This window comes from Bacillus sp. PK3-037, from assembly GCF_054161355.1.
On sequence record NZ_CP096408.1, the window covers coordinates 3,776,477 to 3,795,196 of the forward strand.

Here is an 18,720-nt window from a genome sequence, read left to right on the forward strand (position 1 = left end):
ATCAATAAATAAAAAGCCCACTCCAAGAGTGGGCTTTTATCATATTATTTCCACCAGTCATCAAACATAGAAGCTGGGACCTGGCGCTTATGCTCCGTCACGCTGTAGCGTTTCTCCAGCGCTTCTGACGCCTTCGCCGATACTTCTTTTCCTTCGAGATAATCATCAATCTCATCGTAGGAAATGCCAAGCTCAGTTTCATCGGACTGCTGCGGCTTTTCATCCAGCAGATCGGCAGTCGGTTCTTTTAAGTATAAGCGTTCCGGGGCATCCAGCTCTTTCAGCAGGCTTCTTCCCTGACGCTTTGTTAAACCTGTCAGCGGCAGGAGATCTGCGCCTCCGTCACCGTATTTCGTAAAGAAACCAGTCACGGCTTCGGCCGCATGGTCTGTTCCAATCACAAGAAGGCCTTCTTGGCCGCCGATCGCGTATTGAGCAATCATTCTCGTTCTCGCTTTTACGTTTCCTTTATTAAAGTCTGTCAGCTTATCGCCTGTCTCTTGCTGATATTGATCCGCAAAAGCGCTGACTGTTGATTGAATGTCAAATTTCCAGGATTTATCCGGCTTGATGAATTTCAGAGCGAGCTGAGCATCATCTTCATCCTGCTGTGTGCCGTGCGGAAGACGGACCGCGATAAATTGAGCATCTCCGCCCTCCTCGCGAATGCTTTCCACCGCAAGCTGAGCAAGTCTTCCCGCAAGTGTTGAATCCTGTCCGCCGCTGATGCCAAGCACAAGTCCTTTAGCGCCGGTTTTCTTTACATATTGTTTTAAAAAATTGACTCTGTCCTCAATTTCTTGCTTTGGATCAATTGAGGGCTTCACATGTAATTCTCGCATAATCTTTTCCTGCATGCTCATCCCAATCATTCCTCCTGTACATTTTCGCTTGTTTCTTACTGTTCATTTCCCCGAATCAATGAAAATGAATCATGACTGTTATGTATCCATATTAACTATAGCACAGGTCTTATTTCATAGTGAATAAGAGAGATCAGCTGACTTCAACCCGTATGGACGTCACACTGTCGCCATTGCACTTTCCTTTTTCAATCGGGCAGGAAGAAAACGCGACAACCAAATCCATCTCCGCTCTGAGTCTGACGTAATCCCCGGCATTTGACAGCGGCGTTTCCACAGACAGGTTCCCCTTCTCATCCAGAACGGTATTCATAAAAATCGCAAACGGATAATGCATATGCGGCTTCGGCACGCCGAACTGCTCAAGCGCCCGGTTCATATTGTCATAACACGTATCCTGGAACTCGTCCTTTTGTTTTCCGTATAACAGCCTGTTCATATCAGGACGGCAGGCGGGCAGAAGCAGGTCATGCTTGCCGACTGTATCCTCAATGAGCGTCAGCATCGGTTTATACAAATTAGAGTAAATATGATCGTTGACCTTCACATGAATGGAATGATTGGCATCAATGGTCGCTCCCTGATCAAGATGCTCATAAAAATCCTTTGCGTGGTACGCCACAAAATCAGCAACCTGCTGCCCCTCTACATCAACCACCTTCAAAATCTGGCCCTTTTTCAGCTTCAGGCCGAGCCCTTTCTTCGGCTGAACGATATATTGCTGTGTCATTCGCTTCGCTCCTTTTTCTATTAGTATGAACGTTTACCATCTCCTCCATGTAAAAAGAGGCAAAAATCCGATGCATATAAGCCTTGCGCGGGTTGCAATCTAACCTTAGATAAAAGGGGTTGAATGTAAATGAGTCAAACAAAAAAAGACCAAGAAAAAGGAAATCTGGCTTGGTGGCAGCTTTCATTAATCGGGATTGGATGCACAATCGGAACAGGATTTTTTCTCGGTTCCAGCATCGCAATTGTGAAAAGCGGATTTTCCGTTCTGCTTTCATTTCTAATTGGAGCGATCGGCACGTATTTTGTATTCGAACAGCTTGCCAAGCTTTCGGCAAAACACCCTGAAAAGGGCTCGTTCTGTTCATATGCGCGAAAAGCGTTCGGCAGGTGGGCCGGCTTCAGCAACGGCTGGGTGTACTGGTCATCTGAAATGCTGATTACCGGAAGCCAGCTGACAGCCATTTCGTTATTTACGAAGCATTGGTTTCCTCAAGTGCCGCTGTGGGTATTTGCTTCCATCTATGCTGTACTGGGGCTTCTCATTATTTTTACCGGACTTTCTGTTTTTGAAAAAACAGAAAACGTGCTGGCAGTTATCAAAACAGCCGCTATCTTCATGTTTATCGTGATTGCCATTCTGGCTTTGTGCGGCATATTGTCAGGCGGAAAGCCGGAGGTGCAGATTCCGAATGAGACGAAAGAATTTTTCCCATTCGGAGCTATGGGGCTGTGGACAGGCCTGATTTATGCATTTTACGCGTTTGGCGGCATTGAAGTCATGGGGCTCATGACGGTTCATTTAAAGAAGCCGGAGGAAGCCTCAAAATCAGGAAAGCTGATGCTGGCAACGCTGGCGATTATTTATATCATTTCAATCGGGCTTGCTTTGCTACTAGTTCCTTTACACAAGTTTACAGAACAGGACAGCCCGTTTATTACGTCTTTAAAAGGATTTCATCTCGAAGTGATCCTTGATGTTTTCAACGGCATTTTTATTATCGCGGGTTTCTCGACCCTTGTCGCTTCACTCTTTGCCGTGACAACATTGCTTTGTACGATGGCCGATGACGGCGACGCGCCGAAATGCTTTACTCTAAAAGAAGGCAAAAAAATATGCTGGCCCGCGCTCGGATTAACATTTGCGGGGCTTATCGTGTCTATCGTACTGTCTTTAGTGCTGCCTAAAAATATATATGAGCACATGACAACAGCGGCCGGGCTTATGCTTTTATACACTTGGCTGTTTATCCTGTTCTCCAGCAAAAAGCTGACCGATCCGGCAGCGATGGCGAAAACGCAAATTTATTTGGCGACAATTCTGATCGCGGCGGCTGTGTCCGGCACGCTGTTTGAAAAATCAAGCCGACCCGGATTTTTTGTCAGCTTGGGATTTCTAGCTGTCATTGCCGTCGTCACCTTGATCTATCAAAAAAAGCAGGGACACAAAGACCGCCCTGCCAGTTCGTGAACTATTTCATTTTGTTAAACATGTTCTTTAAATATGAAAACGGACATTTTGATACCTGTTTTTCATCATCCCGCAGAAAATATTGTTTCCATTCCCGGTTATCCTTTCCTCCGTACCAGCCTAAATGCGGATGAACCGGAGCTTGATCATAAGCCTGTAAACGGGATCGGATCAGCCTGCTCATGTTTCGGCCAGATGCGGTTGAACCATTTAGATCTTCAAACACCCATCTTGGCTGGAACGTGATCATAAAATAAGGAAAGCTTCGGCTTCTCCTCGCATCATGAGCCGGCGTTGCACACAGAATAAAATACGGCTCGCCGTCAAAACAAAACTCCCATTTATAATGCTCTGGATCGGCCGGAATATCTGCCGGCCACTCTTTTTCATCTTGTTCGCTCAGTCTATTTAAAAAGCGCCAAAACAGCTCTTCATACGCTTCAATGGAATAATGCTCAGCCAAATCCTCCGGTGTATCAAATAACACAACCAATGACGTATACTTCCCGGTGTCTCGCGAGATATTCCCATACTCCGCAAGCAGCGGCGCCAGTTCCTCCACCGTACCGTTTTCCCTAGGATCTCCTGCAAAGGCAATGCGAAGCTGATCAGCCAGAAATGCCTGACGGCCGGGAATACACGGGAACGTATCCGCGTCATCCGCCACAGTTTCTGCTAATAGCTCAAAAGCGATTCTTTGCCATTCCGGGAACTCAGCTTGATTCCGTTCCAGAAAACTTTTGGTGTAAATCCCTTTCACCATTGATCCACCTCCAGTATCATCTGGATACTATATTAAAACGGAAGGCGGCAGGTGACTGTCCTTTTTGACTCAGCCCAATAACTGTTTGATACCCTGATAGCCGAAGTAAAAGCCAAATACAAGGAGAGATATACCGGCGATTCCGGTCAATCCTCTCAATAGCTTTTCATGAAGCAGGTTTCTGAACATGCTGGCGGTAATCGCCATGCAAAAATCCCAGATTAAAATGCCGATCATGATGCCGGAGCTATAGATAAGAAGCTGATTCATATTGTAGGCCTCTGCTGTTTTCGCAAGTATGCTTCCGTAAATCCCAAGCCAAAAAAGGATGCTCAATGGATTTGACAGTGAAATGAGAAAACCTGAAGCGAACGTTTTCCTGTATGACGCTTTTCCCCGTGTGCTTCGCACATCCATCGGTTCTCTGACATTTTTCAGTGTTTCAATTCCCGTATAAGTCAGTACAAAAAAGCCAAAGAGCCACAAAAACGTTTTCACAAACGGAGCGGTCAAAAACTGTGACAGACCGAAATAGATGAAAAGCATGTACAGTCCGTCAGCTGTCATGGCGCCTAAACCAAAAATCCACGCATGCCAAAACCCGTTTTTAATGCCTTTATCAATTTGCGCCGCATTGACAGGTCCCACAGGCGCAGACAAGGACAGCCCCAGCACAATATAACTCAAAAAAATGTTCACCGGCCCGTACTCCCCTCTCTTACTCAACTTGTACAATTTATTCGGGAACGGGCCAAGCTATGCACAATTTCGCTTACTGTTTCAGACGTTCAAGCTCTTCTTCCATAATATCGGCAGCTTTGCCTACGAAGCTGAAAATGAGTTCCAGTTCCTCTTCCGTATACTCGCGGCACAAATCCATCGTCGACTCTGACAGAGAGCGGAACAAATCCTTTACATGTTTTTTCGAAGCGGTCAAAGGGACGATCATGACTCTTCTGCGGTCGTTCGGGTCCTTTTCACGAGCCACATACCCCGCTTTTTCTAACCGATCAACAAGCGCTGTGACAGAACCTGTGCTGAGGCCTGTCTTTTTCCCCAGCTCTCCGGCCGTCATCGGTCCCGCTTCATTTAAGATGTCAGCTGATTTCAAATCGGTGGGAAACAGACCGAGAGCCTGAGCGGCTGCCTGATGAAACAGAACCGTTCTTGTGCCCAATTTCCGAAAAAGCTGAACGGCAGTCTTTTCCAACTCACTTTTGGAATTTCTTGTTGACAACTGACAGTCCTCCCTATAGAATCAAATTTATCTTGATAATCGAGATATTCAATGATCAAACTATTATCATGATATCAGAACTTACATAGAAAAGTAAGAGGAGGTAGAACAAATGGACACAACATCAGCAAAACAGGCTTCCACCAAATTTGTGGTCCTCGGTCTCCTGCTGGGCATCTTGATGTCTGCAATGGACAATACGATTGTTGCCACCGCGATGGGCAGCATCGTAGCCGATCTTGGGAGCTTTGATAAATTTGCTTGGGTGACGGCATCCTATATGGTGGCGGTCATGGCTGGAATGCCGATTTACGGCAAGCTTTCCGATATGTACGGCCGAAAACGTTTTTTCCTGTTTGGACTTATTTTTTTCTTAATCGGGTCGGCTTTATGCGGCATTGCACAGACGATGAATCAGCTGATCATCTACCGGGCCATTCAAGGGATTGGAGGCGGCGCGCTCCTGCCGATTGCCTTTACCATTATCTTTGATTTGTTTCCGCCGGAAAAACGCGGAAAAATGTCCGGCATGTTCGGTGCTGTATTCGGATTATCCAGTGTTCTTGGGCCGCTGTTAGGCGCGATCATTACAGATTCGATCAGCTGGCACTGGGTGTTTTACATCAATGTGCCAATCGGTGCATTGTCATTGTTTTTCATTATTCGCTACTACAAAGAATCTTTGGAGCACAGAAAGCAGAAAATTGACTGGGGCGGCGCGGTTACCTTAGTCGTATCCATTGTATGCCTGATGTTCGCACTTGAGCTTGGCGGCAAAACATACGATTGGAATTCCATTCAGATCATTGGTCTGTTTATTGTATTCGCTGTTTTCTTCATTGCCTTTTTTATAGTGGAGAGAAAAGCGGAAGAGCCGATTATTTCTTTCTGGATGTTTAAAAACCGTTTGTTTGCCACAGCGCAGATTCTCGCTTTCCTGTATGGCGGAACATTCATTATTTTAGCGGTATTTATTCCGATTTTCGTTCAGGCGGTATACGGCAGCTCAGCGACAAGCGCGGGCTTTATTTTGACGCCGATGATGATTGGATCAGTCATCGGAAGCATGATCGGCGGGATCTTCCAAACGAAGGTCAGCTTCCGCAATTTGATGCTGATATCTGTTATCGCTTTCTTTATCGGCATGCTGCTTCTTTCCAATATGACGCCTGACACAGCACGGGTATGGCTGACCGTCTTTATGATGATTTCAGGATTTGGGGTTGGCTTTAACTTCTCCTTGCTGCCGGCGGCATCGATGAATGATCTTGAACCCCGTTTTCGGGGAACGGCCAACTCTACAAATTCATTTTTGCGGTCATTCGGCATGACCTTGGGCGTCACCATTTTCGGAACGGTGCAAACAAACGTATTCACAAACAAGCTGAGCGAAGGCTTCAGCGGCATGAAAGGCTCAGCAGGCTCAGGCGCCGCGCAAAATATCGGCGACCCGCAGGAGATTTTTCAAGCAGGAACACGTTCCCAGATTCCTGAGGTGATCCTGAATCGCATTATTGACGCGATGTCATCAAGCATCACATATGTCTTTTTGCTCGCTTTGATTCCAATTGTCCTCGCGGCGGTCACCGTTTTGTTTATGGGAAAAGCCAGAGTGAAAACAACAGCGGAAATGGCGAAGAAAGCAAATTAACAAAAAAGCAGTACATGGCTGACATGTACTGCTTTTTTCGATTACAACCCTAATCTTGCAAGAATAAACGTCCATATACAAATGATCAATAACAGAATCAGGCTGTACACCACTGTCCGTTTAAACAGTTTAGATTCCTTGCCAGTCTGTCCGACCGCTGCGGCGGCGATGGCGATAGACTGAGGAGAAACGAGTTTCGCCATCACCCCTCCCGCCGTATTTGCAGCTAACAGCAAATCAGAACCCGCACCGATCTGCGCTCCAGTGACAACCTGCAAATGTCCGAACAAAGCGTTATTGCTGACAACAGAACCGGTAATGAACACGCCGATCCAGCCGAGAACAGGACTGACAAACGGGAACAAATCTCCTGTTTTCGCCAGTGCCAACCCAATTGAAGAGCTGAGCCCTGCGAAGTTGGCCAGATTGGCAAACGCCATCACAAAGCAGATCGTGACAATCGGCATCCACAGTTCCTTCCCTGTCTCCTTCAAGCAACTGAAGCCATCCCGATAAGAGAAGTTTTTGCTGAACAGTCCTGTCACGATGACCGCGGCTAAAATCGCTGTACCGGTCGCTGACAGCAGATCGACTTTAAAGACTGCATCTAACGGCATGGCAAGTGGCGCAATCGGCGGCATTTTCATAATTTGCTGATGCAGAAAAGGCATTTTCAATAATAGTGTTGTCTGATATAACAGCCCGCCTTCTTGGAATAGCGCTTTGAAGGCAGGAAGGCTCCAGATTGTGATCGCGGCAGTTAAAATGTAGAAAGGAGACCATGCTTTCGCAATGTCAGCGGCACTGTATGCCTTTTTCTCACCAGTCTCGCCGGCTCCTTCCTCCCGGTAAATCTCTTTCGGCTGCCATTTGCGGAGGAAGAGCGCAAGTCCGCCCATGCTGAATAAAGCCGCCAAAATGTTTGCTAATTCCGGTCCAAGCACCGCCATTGTCAGTGTCTGAACCGCTGTATACACACCGCTCACAACCAACAGGGCAGGCCATGTCTGTTTGATTCCCTTCATTCGGTCTAATAGGAATACAAGCAGAAACGGAATCAAAAATGAGATCATTGGCAGTGTCCACATCAATGTCCGTGACAGCTCAAGAGCAGACAAATCACCAATCTGTGCCCCTGTGATTACAGGAATTCCAATCGCACCAAAGGCTCCAGAGGCTGCGTTCGCAATCAAACAGAGCGCCGCCGCTTTTAACGGTTTAAAACCAAGTTCGACGAGCAGCGCCGCACTAATCGCAATCGGAACACCAAAACCGGCCGCGCCTTCCAAAAACGCGTTAAAACAAAAACCAATTAATAATAGCTGTATTCTTTGGTCAGGCGAAATGCCGGCAATGCTGGAACGAATAATGGTAAATTTCCCGGTTTTCACTGCGATTTTATACAGCCACACCGCCATCAGAACGATGTAGCCAATCGGCCACAAACCGCTCCCGATTCCTAGTAAAACAGAAGAAATTGCTTTTTCAACCGGCATATGAAATGCCAAAACGGAGACGAAGAAACTGACGGCTAGGGTAAGAAATGCCGCAAGAATGCCTTTCATTTTAAAAACAGTTAAAGCCAAGAGAAAAAAGAGGATCGGAGTGAGCGCCACAAGTGCGCTCACATACTCGTTTCCAAACGGATCATACAACTGCTCCCACATTGACAATCAGCCCTTTACTCTATAGTTGCGATTAGTTGATCTTTTGTTCTGCAAAATGCGGTTTCAAGATGTTTTTAAGGACGCCGGCGCTGTGAAGGAACTGTTCTTTTTCTTTCTCATTTAAGTTCAGCTCAGTGATGCCTGCAACACCTCCGCGGTTTACGACAGCCGGAACACCGATGTATACGTCATCTGCGCCGTATTGTCCGTCCAAATATGTGCTGACAGTTAAAATGCTGTTTTCATTATGAAGAATGGCTTTAGTAATGCGGGCAAGGCTCATCGCAACACCGTAATAAGTCGCACCTTTTTTCTCAATGATATGGTAAGCGGCGTTTTTCACGTCATCTACGATCTGGTCAAGCTCCTCTTGTTTGTACGCATCGTTATTCTCAACGAGTTCACTGACTGGCACTCCGCCGACATTTGCGTGGCTCCAGACAGGAAGCTCTGTGTCACCGTGTTCTCCGATAATATGCGCGTGCACGTTTTGAGGGGCTGCGCCAAAGTATTCGCTCAGCATGTAACGGAATCTCGCAGAATCTAGTGTTGTGCCGCTTCCGATCACCCGCTCTTTTGGCAGGCCACTGAATTTCCATGTAGCGTAAGTCAGAATATCAACCGGATTTGTCGCGATTAAGAAGATGCCGTCAAATCCGCTCGCCATGACTTCATTGACGATGCCTTTGAAAATCTTTAAGTTCTTTTCTACTAATTCTAGGCGTGTCTCACCAGGTTTTTGGTTTGCTCCGGCGCAGATGCAGACAATATCAGCATCCTTGCAGTCTTCATATGTTCCGTAAGATGTTTTGACCGGTTGCGGCGCAAACGCCTTTCCATGGTTTAAATCCATTACATCGCCCATTGCTTTTTCTTTATTTAAATCAATGACCACAAGCTCATCTGTGATCGCTTGGTTAATTAACGCAAATGCATAACTGCTTCCAACAAAACCCGCTCCGATTAAAGCTACTTTATTTACACGTTCATTCATCATTTATCCTCATCCTCCAGTGTTTGTTTATCTTTGATGTTTGTTTGTGAAGTATTTCACATTTATATTGTGCAACATTTCACAAACTTTTGCAAGAGAAAAGATTTGTCTGATTTATGAACAAAAAAGAAACCATCTATGATGGTTTCTTTTGGGATTTTTCCGCTGATCGCTTGCCCTCACTGAGGAAGAGAACCGCTTAATCCAGAGTTGTTATATAAACCATTTTGCACATAATCAAAGCCAGGATGATTCTGGCCGGGCACTTGGGCACTGCTGCCATTATTAAAAATCACTTTGGCGTTGGTTGTATCCGTATCCGCAGGCAGCGTCAGTGTGTAAATTCCATCTGCATTCTTAGTCATTGCTTTACCTGGCCAAGACCCGGTCAATTCGATTGCCCGGCCTCCATCATGTTTATAGATATAAGCATTTACTTGGCCCCAATGATTCGGATTTTGATAGCCAATTGTTTTGGCCGCAGACGGGTCTCTTTTTACAAAGCTGTACTCCTGAGACCTCGTTACGCCATCACTGTTCGTTCCTGTTAACATGATGTCGTATGTTGTGCCAAATGGATCTCCTTTTCCGATTGTGAATTGGTCTCCATCCTTAAACGCTGTCTCTTGCCCATTATTGATTTGATACACGGCTTTTGCTGTATTCGCATCTGCACGCAGGGTGATCGTCAGTTGATCATTGAAAGAATGGGTTACCCCTGTTTTGACATCCTCAAGGAAGACATGAGGCGCATTTGCAATATCGTCAGGATAAAGAACAGCCACTGATCTGGCATTGATCGTGCCTGTCAGTTTACCGTCTGTTACTTGAAAGGAACCATCCCCAGCTTTATTATCATAGCTGCCATCAGGTAATTTCGTTGAAGCATTGATGCTGACAGATGAGGAACCTGCATTTGCCAACACAACACCTTTTGAGCCGCGCTGATTCATAAGTATTTGATTGTTTCCATTCGGATTCGATAGCTCCTCAGGCTGTCCGGCCATTACATTGTGAAATTGATTGATTGCAGTGATCACCTGATCTTTAAATAAGGCACTCCCGCGATCGCCTATTTGACTTTTTCCAGGGAACCTGACACCATTTCCTCCGCCCTCAGGTCTGGAAAGAAAAGAGGCGTGCTTCCTGAGCGGGAACCAATCACTGCCCAGCCCAAACGAATATCGTCATCACTCATCCATGTGGACTCTTCATCATCATTGGCATACGTATCATGTGATTCCACCCATGTGACTAACTTGTCGGCTGACACATCAGATGCATAATGGGAAATATTCGACACGCTCAGATTACGATTCTTTAAAGCGGACCTTATGGAATGTCCATAGTTAGATGCTGTCACATTCATATAATTCGCATATGCTCCATCTCTGGAGGCACTGTCTTGCAGGATTTCTCCGTATTGGAACTCGGCAGATGTATTCGTGATATTCGGCCAAAATTGGCTGCCGTAATTCCCATCATCGGGAAGCTCTATATGCTTGGCGGCATCATAGCGGAACCCGTCTGCTCCGTCATTCAATGCTCTTTCCAAGAAACCTTTCAGGTAGGCTTGCACCTCAGTATTCTGAGTATTCCAATCATACAGCCCAAGCAATGCATTTTGAGTGATGTCCCATCGGTCCGACCAATTTTTAATTTGTGTGTTTCCATGGGTCCAGTTTGGAATACGCTTAATCTCATCAGAAATCGCGCCATAATCGCTGGTGGTATGATTGACAACCGCATCAACAATGACTTTTACGCCATACTTTTCCGCGGCTGCACACATGTCCTTAAATTCTTGTTCAGTGCCTAAGTAACGGTTGCCGATTTGGTACGATGTCGGCTGATACAGCCAGTACCAGTTCCTCATGCTTTTATCTCCTTGGTTCCCTTCCTTTACTTGGTTAATTGGAGACGTCTGTATGGCTGCATAGCCCGCATCACGAATCTCTTTCATATTTTGCGTTAACGTATTGAATGACCAATTCCATGCATGAAGGATGGTCCCGTTTTTGACCGATGAATCGGTCACCTCATTCGATTTGTTTGCAGTTTCAGCGTTTGCAGCCGCCGGGCCTGACAAAACCAAATGAAACAGCAATAAAAATCCGGCGAATAACGGCAGTAAAGAGGTTTTGAATCGTTTTTTAAACATTTTTGACACTCCTTATTTGATTTTTGAAGACTGACTGCGGAGTCAAAAATTCCTCTTACTCTTTCTTCAGCTTCCTCCTTTCAATTATTGTGAAGACTGGAGAATTATGTTAACGCTTACATCTCAACTTATCACACCCTCTCTATCAAAGCAACGCGGCAGAGTGAATTCAAATCTATATTCCTATCAAATAAAAAGACTTTTTTCTCTTATAAACAAAAAAAGAAACCACCATCAAGATGATTTCTTCTTTACTTCTTCTTTTACCGCTCTTCTGTAAGCCAGCTTCACAATCACATATCGAAGCAGAAACAGAATGCCGCCGCAGACGATAAAAAGAAGGATCATTTTCAGCCAAGCGAAGAATGTATGGGGAATCCCCCTGTCGTACATCGTAAGCACCACTACCGCAAAGGCGACAGCTATTGATTCTATGAATTGCTGCTTCACCCGTTTATGCAGTTCTTCCTCGGTGTCTATTCTCGGCATCAGCATTCCAGAAGCTGATGCCCTGATGCAGTAATATAAGATGATAATGAACAAAAACACAAGGCTCGAGACCCATTCTTTAAACGGAAATTCAAACATAATGCCGCGGATGATCACATCCAGGAGCGCAAACGCCCCGGCTAACTTGCCGATCTCCGACCAGATCTTTTGTTCTTTTTCTTTTACTCTCTTATTTTTCCCATTCACGCCTGAAAGTCTGTTATGCAGATTATTCATGACCTTCCTCCCGCACTTTTACGAATGGCTTATGGCTTACATGTTACAATAACAGCCCGCGCTTCTGCAACGAATAAATGAAAAGCCCGCCGTACAAGCCGGCGGGCAGCAATGTTTAAAACGGCCCCCAATTGATCAGGACACCGATACAAATAAACACAAGCCCGATTAAGAACCAAATCAGAGCGAGCGGCAGCATAAACCGAAGCCACTTGACGTACGGAATTCCGCTGGCGGCAAGCACTGCCATCAAAACGCCGGACGTCGGGTTCACACAATTGACGACCCCTTCTCCAAGCATAACCGCTTCCACCGCGACCTGTCTCGTGATGCCCATCAAATCAGCGAGCGGCGCCAGAATCGGAATGAATACAACCGCTTCGCCCGATCCTGAAGAGATGAGAAAATGAAGCAGGGCGCTGGCGATATACATGCCGATTGCGCCTGCCATCGGACTGAACCCGTCCAAAACCGAAGCCAAAGCATTGACGACTGTATCCAGCAGCTTCCCATTTTCAAGAATGACAGAAATGCTCCGCGCCATCCCGACAATCAGCGCACCGTATACAAGGCTCTGACAGCCAATAATAAAAGTTTTGGCAATATCGTTTGCCGCAAGTCCTCCAATGAATCCGGCAAGGACAGAAATAAAAATAAACGTCGCAGCCATTTGGGAATCTGACCAGCCGAGCTTCAATGCGCCGTACAAAAATCCGATCAGCGACAAACCCGCCACTCCCAAAATCAGCTTATGGCGAACGGTAAACGGCACAGACTTATCTTCTTCTTGATTCGCATCGCTCAATCCTGCCGCCGGGAACCAGTTTGTGCCTAACACACTGGCATCCTTTGATTTCTTTAATTTTCTTGTATACCAATAGATATAAATAATAGAAGACACCAAAAAGCATAAGTATATGACCACACGAAGGCCGATCCCCGAAAACAGAGGCAGCTCCGCAATCGATTGAGATAAGCCAAGCGGAGACGGTGATAAAATGGTAGAGTTAAACCCGGCATAGCAGCCAATATAAATAACAGCCGCACCCGCGACCGCATCCCATTTTAAGGAGCGTGCGACAATAAGGCCGATGGGGATGAATCCGATCACTGAATTCACGACAATTCCAGTCGTTCCAAGAATAGAAAACAACGCACCAACAATACAAATAAATAATAATTGCTTTGTGCGGAACTTGCTGATGACATTGTAAATCAGTCCGTTGATGGCACCTGTTTTTTCTAAAATAGCGATCGTGCCGCCTGTGAATAAAATCAGAAAAATAATAGACGCTGATCCGACCATTCCATCCTGAAGAGAAGTGAAAAAGCTGATCAGGCTGACCGGAGACTGTTCAATTGAATGGTAGCTTCCCGGCACCGCAGTGGTAACCTCCCCCTTCGTCACACGGTCAAATTCTCCCGCCGGCACAATATACGAAGCAACGGCGCAAATGAAAGCGATGATAAATAAGAGGACATAGGCGTCAGGCATGTTAAAGGCGGTGCGTTTTTTCTTTGGCTGTGTTTCGGCTGCTGGCATACTCATATTTCGATCCATCCCCCTTTTTTAGAAAATAGTTATTATTCTGAAAAATATAAATATGTGCTATATTATAAACAGCCTATCTACCTGTTTCAATATAAAAAAAAAGAATGAAGGAGGTTTTCCTTGCCATGCAAAAACTCTCAGAAGAAATGAAACAAACCGTAATGGACATCTTTGAACATCTTCACGCCAATCCAGAAGTCAGCTGGAAAGAATATGAGACAACTGAATTTCTTAAACAAAAACTCGAAGATGCAGGGTGCCGCACGCGCATGTTTTCAGATTGTACCGGAGTTGTCGGCGAAATAGGTTCGGGTTCGCCTGTTGTAGCTGTCCGCGCTGACATTGATGCATTATGGCAGGAGGTCAACGGCACATTTCGCGCCAATCATTCCTGCGGGCATGATTCGCATATGACAATGGCTTTAGGTACGTTAATGCTGCTGAAAAAACAGCCGCAGCTTCCGAGCGGAACGATACGTTTTATCTTTCAGCCAGCAGAAGAAAAAGGCGGAGGCGCTCTGAAAATGATAAAGGAAGGCGTGCTTGATGACGTCGACTATTTGTATGGCGTCCACGTCCGTCCAATTCAGGAAACCCAAAACGGCCGCTGCGCTCCATCCATTCTGCACGGGTCAAGCCAGCACATTGAAGGCACAATCATCGGAGAGGAAGCTCATGGCGCGCGGCCGCATCTTGGCAAAAACAGCATCGAAATCGCGGCATTTCTCGTCCATAAGCTGGGGCTGATTCACATCGATCCGAAAATCCCGCACACTGTCAAAATGACAAAGCTTCAAGCCGGCGGCGACAGCTCCAACATCATTCCCGGAAAAGCGACCTTCAGCCTTGACCTGCGGGCGCAAACAAATGAAGCCATGGAGACGCTGATCGCCGAAACGGAAAGAGCCTGCGAAGCGGCCGCCGCGGCATTCGGCGCGAAGATCGAGCTGCAAAAGGAACACAGCCTTCCTGCGGCAACACAAAACAAAGAAGCTGAAGCGATCATGGCAGAAGCAATTACAGATATCATCGGGGCTGAGCAGCTAGATGAACCGCTTGTCACAACCGGCGGTGAGGATTTCCATTTTTATGCCGTAAAAGTGCCGAACCTTAAAACGACCATGCTTGGCCTCGGCTGCGGACTTCAGCCAGGACTCCATCACCCGCATATGACCTTTGACAGAAACGCGATGTTTACAGGGATTCACATATTAGCAAACGCCGTCTTAAAAACGTTTCAAAAAGCGGATACACTCGCATCAGCCAATGCTTCTTAAATCAAAAAAGCAGCCTGCGAACAGGCTGCTTTCTTCATTATTTCTTCAAATCTTCAATTGAGTTGACGTTTTTCATATATTGAGGCACAACAAGACCCATCTTCACGCCAGTCATACTGGTGCCTATATCGTCATATTTGCCTTTGTATTTAGCGGCGTATGCTTTATGGGTATTCGGCAGCCATGCGGAAAGGGATGCGTCGGCGCTTCCCGTCGCAACCGCGGTCCACATTGGACCAGCCTCTACCTGAGTAAGCGTTACGTCATAGCCCAAGTCTTCTAAGACTTTGCCAACCACGTTTGTACTTGCAATCTCACTGTCCCACGCCACATAGGCAAGGTTGATTTTGTCTCCCTTCACCTTTTGAACGCCTTTTGTCCACTCCGCAACCTGATCTTTGTGTTTCTTCACATACTCAGCTGCGGCTTTGGCAGGTTTTTCGCCTTCTTCCACCTTGATCATGACTTCGCCCATGTCGTCTTGCGACCATTTAAACTGGCTCAGTAGCTTTACGGCATTCGGCTGTTCTTTGCTGAAGCCTTTGCGCGTGATCGTATGGATTTCCTCTGCGCTGCCATAAGATTGTTTCGAATCATCGAGATATTTCAGCTTATATCTGGAGAACATCCAGTGCGGTGTCCATCCTGTAATGATGATCGGTTTCTTACGGTCGTATGACTTTTTGAGCGTAGCAGTCATCGCGGCGCTTGACGCCGAAATCAATGTCCAGTCATTTAGGTCATAATCCTTCATCGCTTGATCGGTCAGGGCCATAATCCCTGAACCAGGGTCAATACCGATGATGGTCTTATTCACCTGTTCAGCCGCGGATGCATTTTCGTCGTTTTCTGACCCGCAAGCCGCAAGTGAGAGCGCCAGCATGGCGGAAACGCCGATACCGATGATTTTTTTAAACATCAGGCATTCCCCCTGCTTTTCTTCTTCACCTTAATATTTTGAGTAATGCGGTCCAGCGTAATGGCAACGATAACGATAGCGATACCTGCCTCTACGCCGACCCCGGTTTTCAGCTGTGTAACTGCACTGTATACTTCAGAACCAAGCCCAGGCGCACCGACCATTGCGGCGATAACAACCATTGATAACGCAAGCATAATGCTTTGGTTGATTCCGGCCAGAATGGTTTTTGTCGCAAGCGGAAGCTGAACTTTAAACAATCGCTGAGCTGTTGTAGAACCGAACGCCTCAGTCGCTTCAATCAGATCCGCCGGCACTTGTTTAATACCGAGAACCGTCATGCGGATTGTCGGCGGCATCGCGAAGATAACAGATGCAACGACACCCGGCACAACACCGATGTTGAAGAAGAAAATCGCCGGCAATAGATATACGAAAGCAGGCATTGTCTGCATTAAATCAAGAATAGGCGTTACAATACGGCGAACCGTTTCTTTCTGGGACGCCCAAATTCCGATCGGAACCCCGACCACAATCGAAATAATGACAGATGTCAGAACAAGCGCTAATGTTTGCAGCATTGGGTCCCAATATCCTAAATAATCGATCAGGAGGAATCCAATCAATGTAAATAACGCAATTCCCCTTGTACTGATCCACCACGCAAGTGCGGCGAAAATAATCGTTAACAAAATAGATGGAATAAATCCAAGTCCGCTGACAATTCCATTTACAAAAGCGGCCAAACCGTTTGCGATTCCATCGAAGAATCCGCCAAACGTCATCGTAATCCAGTCAACAAAACGGTCAATGATATCTGCTAAAGGTATTCTAGGCAGTCTATCCATTTTACTTCACCTCCTGTGCAGAAGGATCTTGTGTTTGCTCATCAGTGCCTTCAACATTGATATAATCGTTATTGCCCGCAAGTGCGCCAATCAGCGCGCCTCTTACGACAATCCCTTTCATTCTTTGCTTTTCATCTACAACCGCAATTGGAATATTCGCGTCAGACACAACGTCAAAAATCTCAGTCAGATACGTATTCTCTGGTACAGTCGTAAATTCCGTATTCAAGATATCCTGAAGGGATAAATCAGACTCGGCTGCTTTTTTCGCATCAGCTGCGTAAATGACACCTAACAATTGTTTCTGTTTATCGACTGCATAAATAGATGAAATCCCCAGGTTTTTCATCAGTGTTAACGCAACGCGAGGCCCTTTATCAATCCGCACCGTTTCAGCGCGTTTCATAATGTGGCCGGCAGTTAATACTTTAGACAAATCAACGTCCTCAACGAATTTCTCAACATATTCGTTGGACGGATTCATGAGGATTTCTTCCGGCGTGCCGATCTGAACGATATTTCCGTCCTTCATCAGAGCGATTCTGTCGCCGATGCGAAGCGCTTCGTCCAGGTCGTGCGTAATAAAAATAATCGTTTTTCCGACATTATCATGCAGATCCAGAAGCTCATCCTGCATATCTTTACGGATTAAAGGATCAAGCGCACTGAATGCTTCGTCCATCAGAAGGATGTCCGGATTATTCGTCAAAGCGCGGGCAAGGCCGACACGCTGCTGCATTCCGCCCGAAAGCTGATCAGGGTATTGGTGTTCAAAGCCTTCAAGTCCGACAAGTTTAAGCGACTCCAGCGCTTTTTGCTGGCGCTCCTGTTTGTCTACACCTTGAAGCTCCAGTCCGTATTCTGTGTTTTCAAGTATCGTTCTGTGCGGGAACAGAGCGAACTTTTGGAAGACCATACTGATTTTTTTCCGGCGGACTTCCCGGAGCTGGTCTTTAGACATATTTGTTATCATGTCACCATCAATGTAAATTTTTCCGGCAGTCGGTTCAATAAGCCGGTTTAACAGCCGTACTAAAGTTGATTTACCGCTCCCTGATAGACCCATGATGACAAATATCTCACCATCATATACATCAAAATCTGCTTGGTTAACCCCAACGGTTGATCCGGTAGCTTTCAGGATCTCTTTTTTATTTTTTCCGTCGGCAAGCATTTGAACTGCTTTCTTGGTTTGTTTCCCAAAAATCTTAGAGACTTTCTCGACTTTTATCTTAATCGGTTTCTCATCTACACTCATATTTTCCCTCCATATTAAGCAATCTTTATTACCGTAACATTTATGTAACAACACATACAAACCGCATATTCTCTTTTATTCTGTACCATTTCATGATAAACATCCCTGTGACCCCAAGACCTTATTTATGCTTCTAAATACTCTGTAATCCTCCTTTATTATTGTATTTTACGGGTAAAATTAAGCCTTTTTTTAATTGAAAACGCTATTATTGAACCGAAAATCCTTATTCCTCTTATGACTTCAAGCTCCTATACTGGAAAAATAAGTTGCGTTTTCATCTCTATATAATGTATTATAGTTTCATGACTATGAAACTATCAGAAGACCATATCAGAGCTCACATATTTAAAGCATTGTCTGACGAATCCAGGCTTGCCATTGTTCGTACGCTTTATTACAGCGGAAAAGAACTCAGCTGCGGTGAAGTAGGTGAAAAATGCAATATTGTCAAAACCACAGCATCTTATCATTTCAAAACGCTGCGTGAAGCGGGATTGACTGCAACGCGAAAAGATTCACGGACAAAATATGTCAGGCTGCGTGAAGACACATTTCAAACATACCTGCCTGGCTTTCTGGAGACCCTCTAAGAAGGGTTTTC

Annotated in this window: 16 protein-coding genes and 1 pseudogene; 4 read left to right on the forward strand and 13 right to left on the reverse strand. The window is 45.8% G+C overall.

Annotated elements, in window-relative coordinates; genetic code table 11:
• Nucleotides 1-44 precede the first annotated feature (44 nt).
• Together nadE and M1D69_RS19400 are read right to left on the reverse strand one after the other, a co-directional pair.
• Nucleotides 45-863 (reverse strand): ammonia-dependent NAD(+) synthetase, encoded by an 819-nt coding sequence (nadE, locus tag M1D69_RS19395; RefSeq protein WP_101860186.1) that lies wholly within the window; start codon nucleotides 861-863, stop codon nucleotides 45-47.
• Nucleotides 864-996: 133 nt separating this feature from the next.
• On the reverse strand, nucleotides 997-1,593 hold the full coding sequence (locus tag M1D69_RS19400; protein ID WP_044161986.1) for a DUF1989 domain-containing protein: 597 nt from the start codon (nucleotides 1,591-1,593) through the stop codon (nucleotides 997-999).
• A 129-nt stretch (nucleotides 1,594-1,722) separates the two neighbouring features.
• On the opposite strand from M1D69_RS19400, the gene M1D69_RS19405 reads away from it, so the two are divergent.
• Nucleotides 1,723-3,063, forward strand: a complete 1,341-nt coding sequence (locus tag M1D69_RS19405) for an amino acid permease (RefSeq protein ID WP_458105140.1) — start codon at nucleotides 1,723-1,725, stop codon at nucleotides 3,061-3,063.
• 1 nt (nucleotide 3,064) lies between these two features.
• On the opposite strand, the gene M1D69_RS19410 is transcribed toward M1D69_RS19405, so the two are convergent.
• The 3 genes from M1D69_RS19410 to M1D69_RS19420 all read right to left on the reverse strand — a co-directional run bounded on the left by M1D69_RS19410 (nucleotide 3,065) and on the right by M1D69_RS19420 (nucleotide 5,063).
• On the reverse strand, nucleotides 3,065-3,826 hold the full coding sequence (locus M1D69_RS19410; RefSeq protein WP_458105139.1) for a YqcI/YcgG family protein: 762 nt from the start codon (nucleotides 3,824-3,826) through the stop codon (nucleotides 3,065-3,067).
• 69 nt (nucleotides 3,827-3,895) lie between these two features.
• A complete protein-coding gene (locus tag M1D69_RS19415; RefSeq protein WP_458105138.1) occupies nucleotides 3,896-4,525 on the reverse strand; it encodes a LysE family translocator in 630 nt (209 codons plus the stop codon).
• A gap of 73 nt (nucleotides 4,526-4,598) precedes the next feature.
• Nucleotides 4,599-5,063, reverse strand: a complete 465-nt coding sequence (locus M1D69_RS19420) for a MarR family transcriptional regulator (protein WP_458105137.1) — start codon at nucleotides 5,061-5,063, stop codon at nucleotides 4,599-4,601.
• 112 nt (nucleotides 5,064-5,175) lie between these two features.
• Between M1D69_RS19420 and bmr3 the strand changes: the two genes are divergently transcribed.
• Nucleotides 5,176-6,714 carry a multidrug efflux MFS transporter Bmr3 gene (gene bmr3 / locus M1D69_RS19425; protein ID WP_019257408.1) on the forward strand — a complete coding sequence of 513 codons (1,539 nt, stop codon included), beginning with the start codon at nucleotides 5,176-5,178 and terminating at the stop codon, nucleotides 6,712-6,714.
• Between the two features lie 41 nt (nucleotides 6,715-6,755).
• On the opposite strand, the gene M1D69_RS19430 is transcribed toward bmr3, so the two are convergent.
• The 5 genes and pseudogenes from M1D69_RS19430 to M1D69_RS19450 form a co-directional block, all read right to left on the reverse strand.
• Nucleotides 6,756-8,381 carry an L-lactate permease gene (locus tag M1D69_RS19430; protein ID WP_458105136.1) on the reverse strand — a complete coding sequence of 542 codons (1,626 nt, stop codon included), beginning with the start codon at nucleotides 8,379-8,381 and terminating at the stop codon, nucleotides 6,756-6,758.
• Nucleotides 8,382-8,412: 31 nt separating this feature from the next.
• Complete coding sequence (locus M1D69_RS19435; protein ID WP_458105135.1) at nucleotides 8,413-9,378, reverse strand: L-lactate dehydrogenase; 966 nt, start codon at nucleotides 9,376-9,378, stop codon at nucleotides 8,413-8,415.
• Nucleotides 9,379-9,554: 176 nt separating this feature from the next.
• A pseudogene (gene amyE, locus M1D69_RS19440) lies at nucleotides 9,555-11,536 on the reverse strand (alpha-amylase).
• Between the two features lie 234 nt (nucleotides 11,537-11,770).
• Entirely contained in the window at nucleotides 11,771-12,262 is a 492-nt protein-coding gene (locus M1D69_RS19445) for a DUF6773 family protein (protein WP_458105133.1), read from the reverse strand.
• A gap of 115 nt (nucleotides 12,263-12,377) precedes the next feature.
• Entirely contained in the window at nucleotides 12,378-13,811 is a 1,434-nt protein-coding gene (locus tag M1D69_RS19450) for a YfcC family protein (RefSeq protein WP_458105132.1), read from the reverse strand.
• Between the two features lie 128 nt (nucleotides 13,812-13,939).
• Here M1D69_RS19450 and M1D69_RS19455 point away from each other — a divergent pair, with 128 nt between their 5' ends.
• Entirely contained in the window at nucleotides 13,940-15,091 is a 1,152-nt protein-coding gene (locus M1D69_RS19455) for a M20 peptidase aminoacylase family protein (protein ID WP_458105131.1), read from the forward strand.
• 37 nt (nucleotides 15,092-15,128) lie between these two features.
• Here the strand turns inward: M1D69_RS19455 and opuAC are convergent, their stop codons facing one another.
• From opuAC to opuAA, 3 genes are read right to left on the reverse strand one after another with little or no spacing between them, the layout of a single operon-like run.
• Nucleotides 15,129-16,010: a glycine/proline betaine ABC transporter substrate-binding protein OpuAC gene (gene opuAC, locus M1D69_RS19460; RefSeq protein WP_458105130.1), complete on the reverse strand. Its 882-nt coding sequence runs from the start codon at nucleotides 16,008-16,010 to the stop codon at nucleotides 15,129-15,131.
• Nucleotides 16,010-16,858: a glycine/proline betaine ABC transporter permease subunit OpuAB gene (gene opuAB / locus M1D69_RS19465; protein WP_003241221.1), complete on the reverse strand. Its 849-nt coding sequence runs from the start codon at nucleotides 16,856-16,858 to the stop codon at nucleotides 16,010-16,012. Before opuAB ends, opuAC begins: the two co-directional genes overlap by 1 nt.
• A 1-nt stretch (nucleotide 16,859) precedes the next feature.
• Nucleotides 16,860-18,116, reverse strand: a complete 1,257-nt coding sequence (gene opuAA / locus M1D69_RS19470; protein ID WP_105991780.1) for a glycine/proline betaine ABC transporter ATP-binding protein OpuAA — start codon at nucleotides 18,114-18,116, stop codon at nucleotides 16,860-16,862.
• Between the two features lie 290 nt (nucleotides 18,117-18,406).
• Here opuAA and M1D69_RS19475 point away from each other — a divergent pair, with 290 nt between their 5' ends.
• Entirely contained in the window at nucleotides 18,407-18,709 is a 303-nt protein-coding gene (locus M1D69_RS19475) for an ArsR/SmtB family transcription factor (RefSeq protein ID WP_458106108.1), read from the forward strand.
• Nucleotides 18,710-18,720: the final 11 nt, after the last annotated feature.

What these genes read in the sequence shown, in the direction of transcription:
- nadE (WP_101860186.1), bottom strand. Translation starts at nt 863, where the DNA reads ATGAGCATGCAGGAAAAGATTATGCGAGAATTACATGTGAAGCCCTCA.
- M1D69_RS19400 (WP_044161986.1), bottom strand. Translation starts at nt 1,593, where the DNA reads ATGACACAGCAATATATCGTTCAGCCGAAGAAAGGGCTCGGCCTGAAG.
- M1D69_RS19405 (WP_458105140.1), top strand. Translation starts at nt 1,723, where the DNA reads ATGAGTCAAACAAAAAAAGACCAAGAAAAAGGAAATCTGGCTTGGTGG.
- M1D69_RS19410 (WP_458105139.1), bottom strand. Translation starts at nt 3,826, where the DNA reads ATGGTGAAAGGGATTTACACCAAAAGTTTTCTGGAACGGAATCAAGCT.
- bmr3 (WP_019257408.1), top strand. Translation starts at nt 5,176, where the DNA reads ATGGACACAACATCAGCAAAACAGGCTTCCACCAAATTTGTGGTCCTC.
- M1D69_RS19430 (WP_458105136.1), bottom strand. Translation starts at nt 8,381, where the DNA reads ATGTGGGAGCAGTTGTATGATCCGTTTGGAAACGAGTATGTGAGCGCA.
- M1D69_RS19435 (WP_458105135.1), bottom strand. Translation starts at nt 9,378, where the DNA reads ATGATGAATGAACGTGTAAATAAAGTAGCTTTAATCGGAGCGGGTTTT.
- M1D69_RS19445 (WP_458105133.1), bottom strand. Translation starts at nt 12,262, where the DNA reads ATGAATAATCTGCATAACAGACTTTCAGGCGTGAATGGGAAAAATAAG.
- M1D69_RS19450 (WP_458105132.1), bottom strand. Translation starts at nt 13,811, where the DNA reads ATGAGTATGCCAGCAGCCGAAACACAGCCAAAGAAAAAACGCACCGCC.
- M1D69_RS19455 (WP_458105131.1), top strand. Translation starts at nt 13,940, where the DNA reads ATGCAAAAACTCTCAGAAGAAATGAAACAAACCGTAATGGACATCTTT.
- opuAC (WP_458105130.1), bottom strand. Translation starts at nt 16,010, where the DNA reads ATGTTTAAAAAAATCATCGGTATCGGCGTTTCCGCCATGCTGGCGCTC.
- opuAB (WP_003241221.1), bottom strand. Translation starts at nt 16,858, where the DNA reads ATGGATAGACTGCCTAGAATACCTTTAGCAGATATCATTGACCGTTTT.
- opuAA (WP_105991780.1), bottom strand. Translation starts at nt 18,116, where the DNA reads ATGAGTGTAGATGAGAAACCGATTAAGATAAAAGTCGAGAAAGTCTCT.
- M1D69_RS19475 (WP_458106108.1), top strand. Translation starts at nt 18,407, where the DNA reads ATGTATTATAGTTTCATGACTATGAAACTATCAGAAGACCATATCAGA.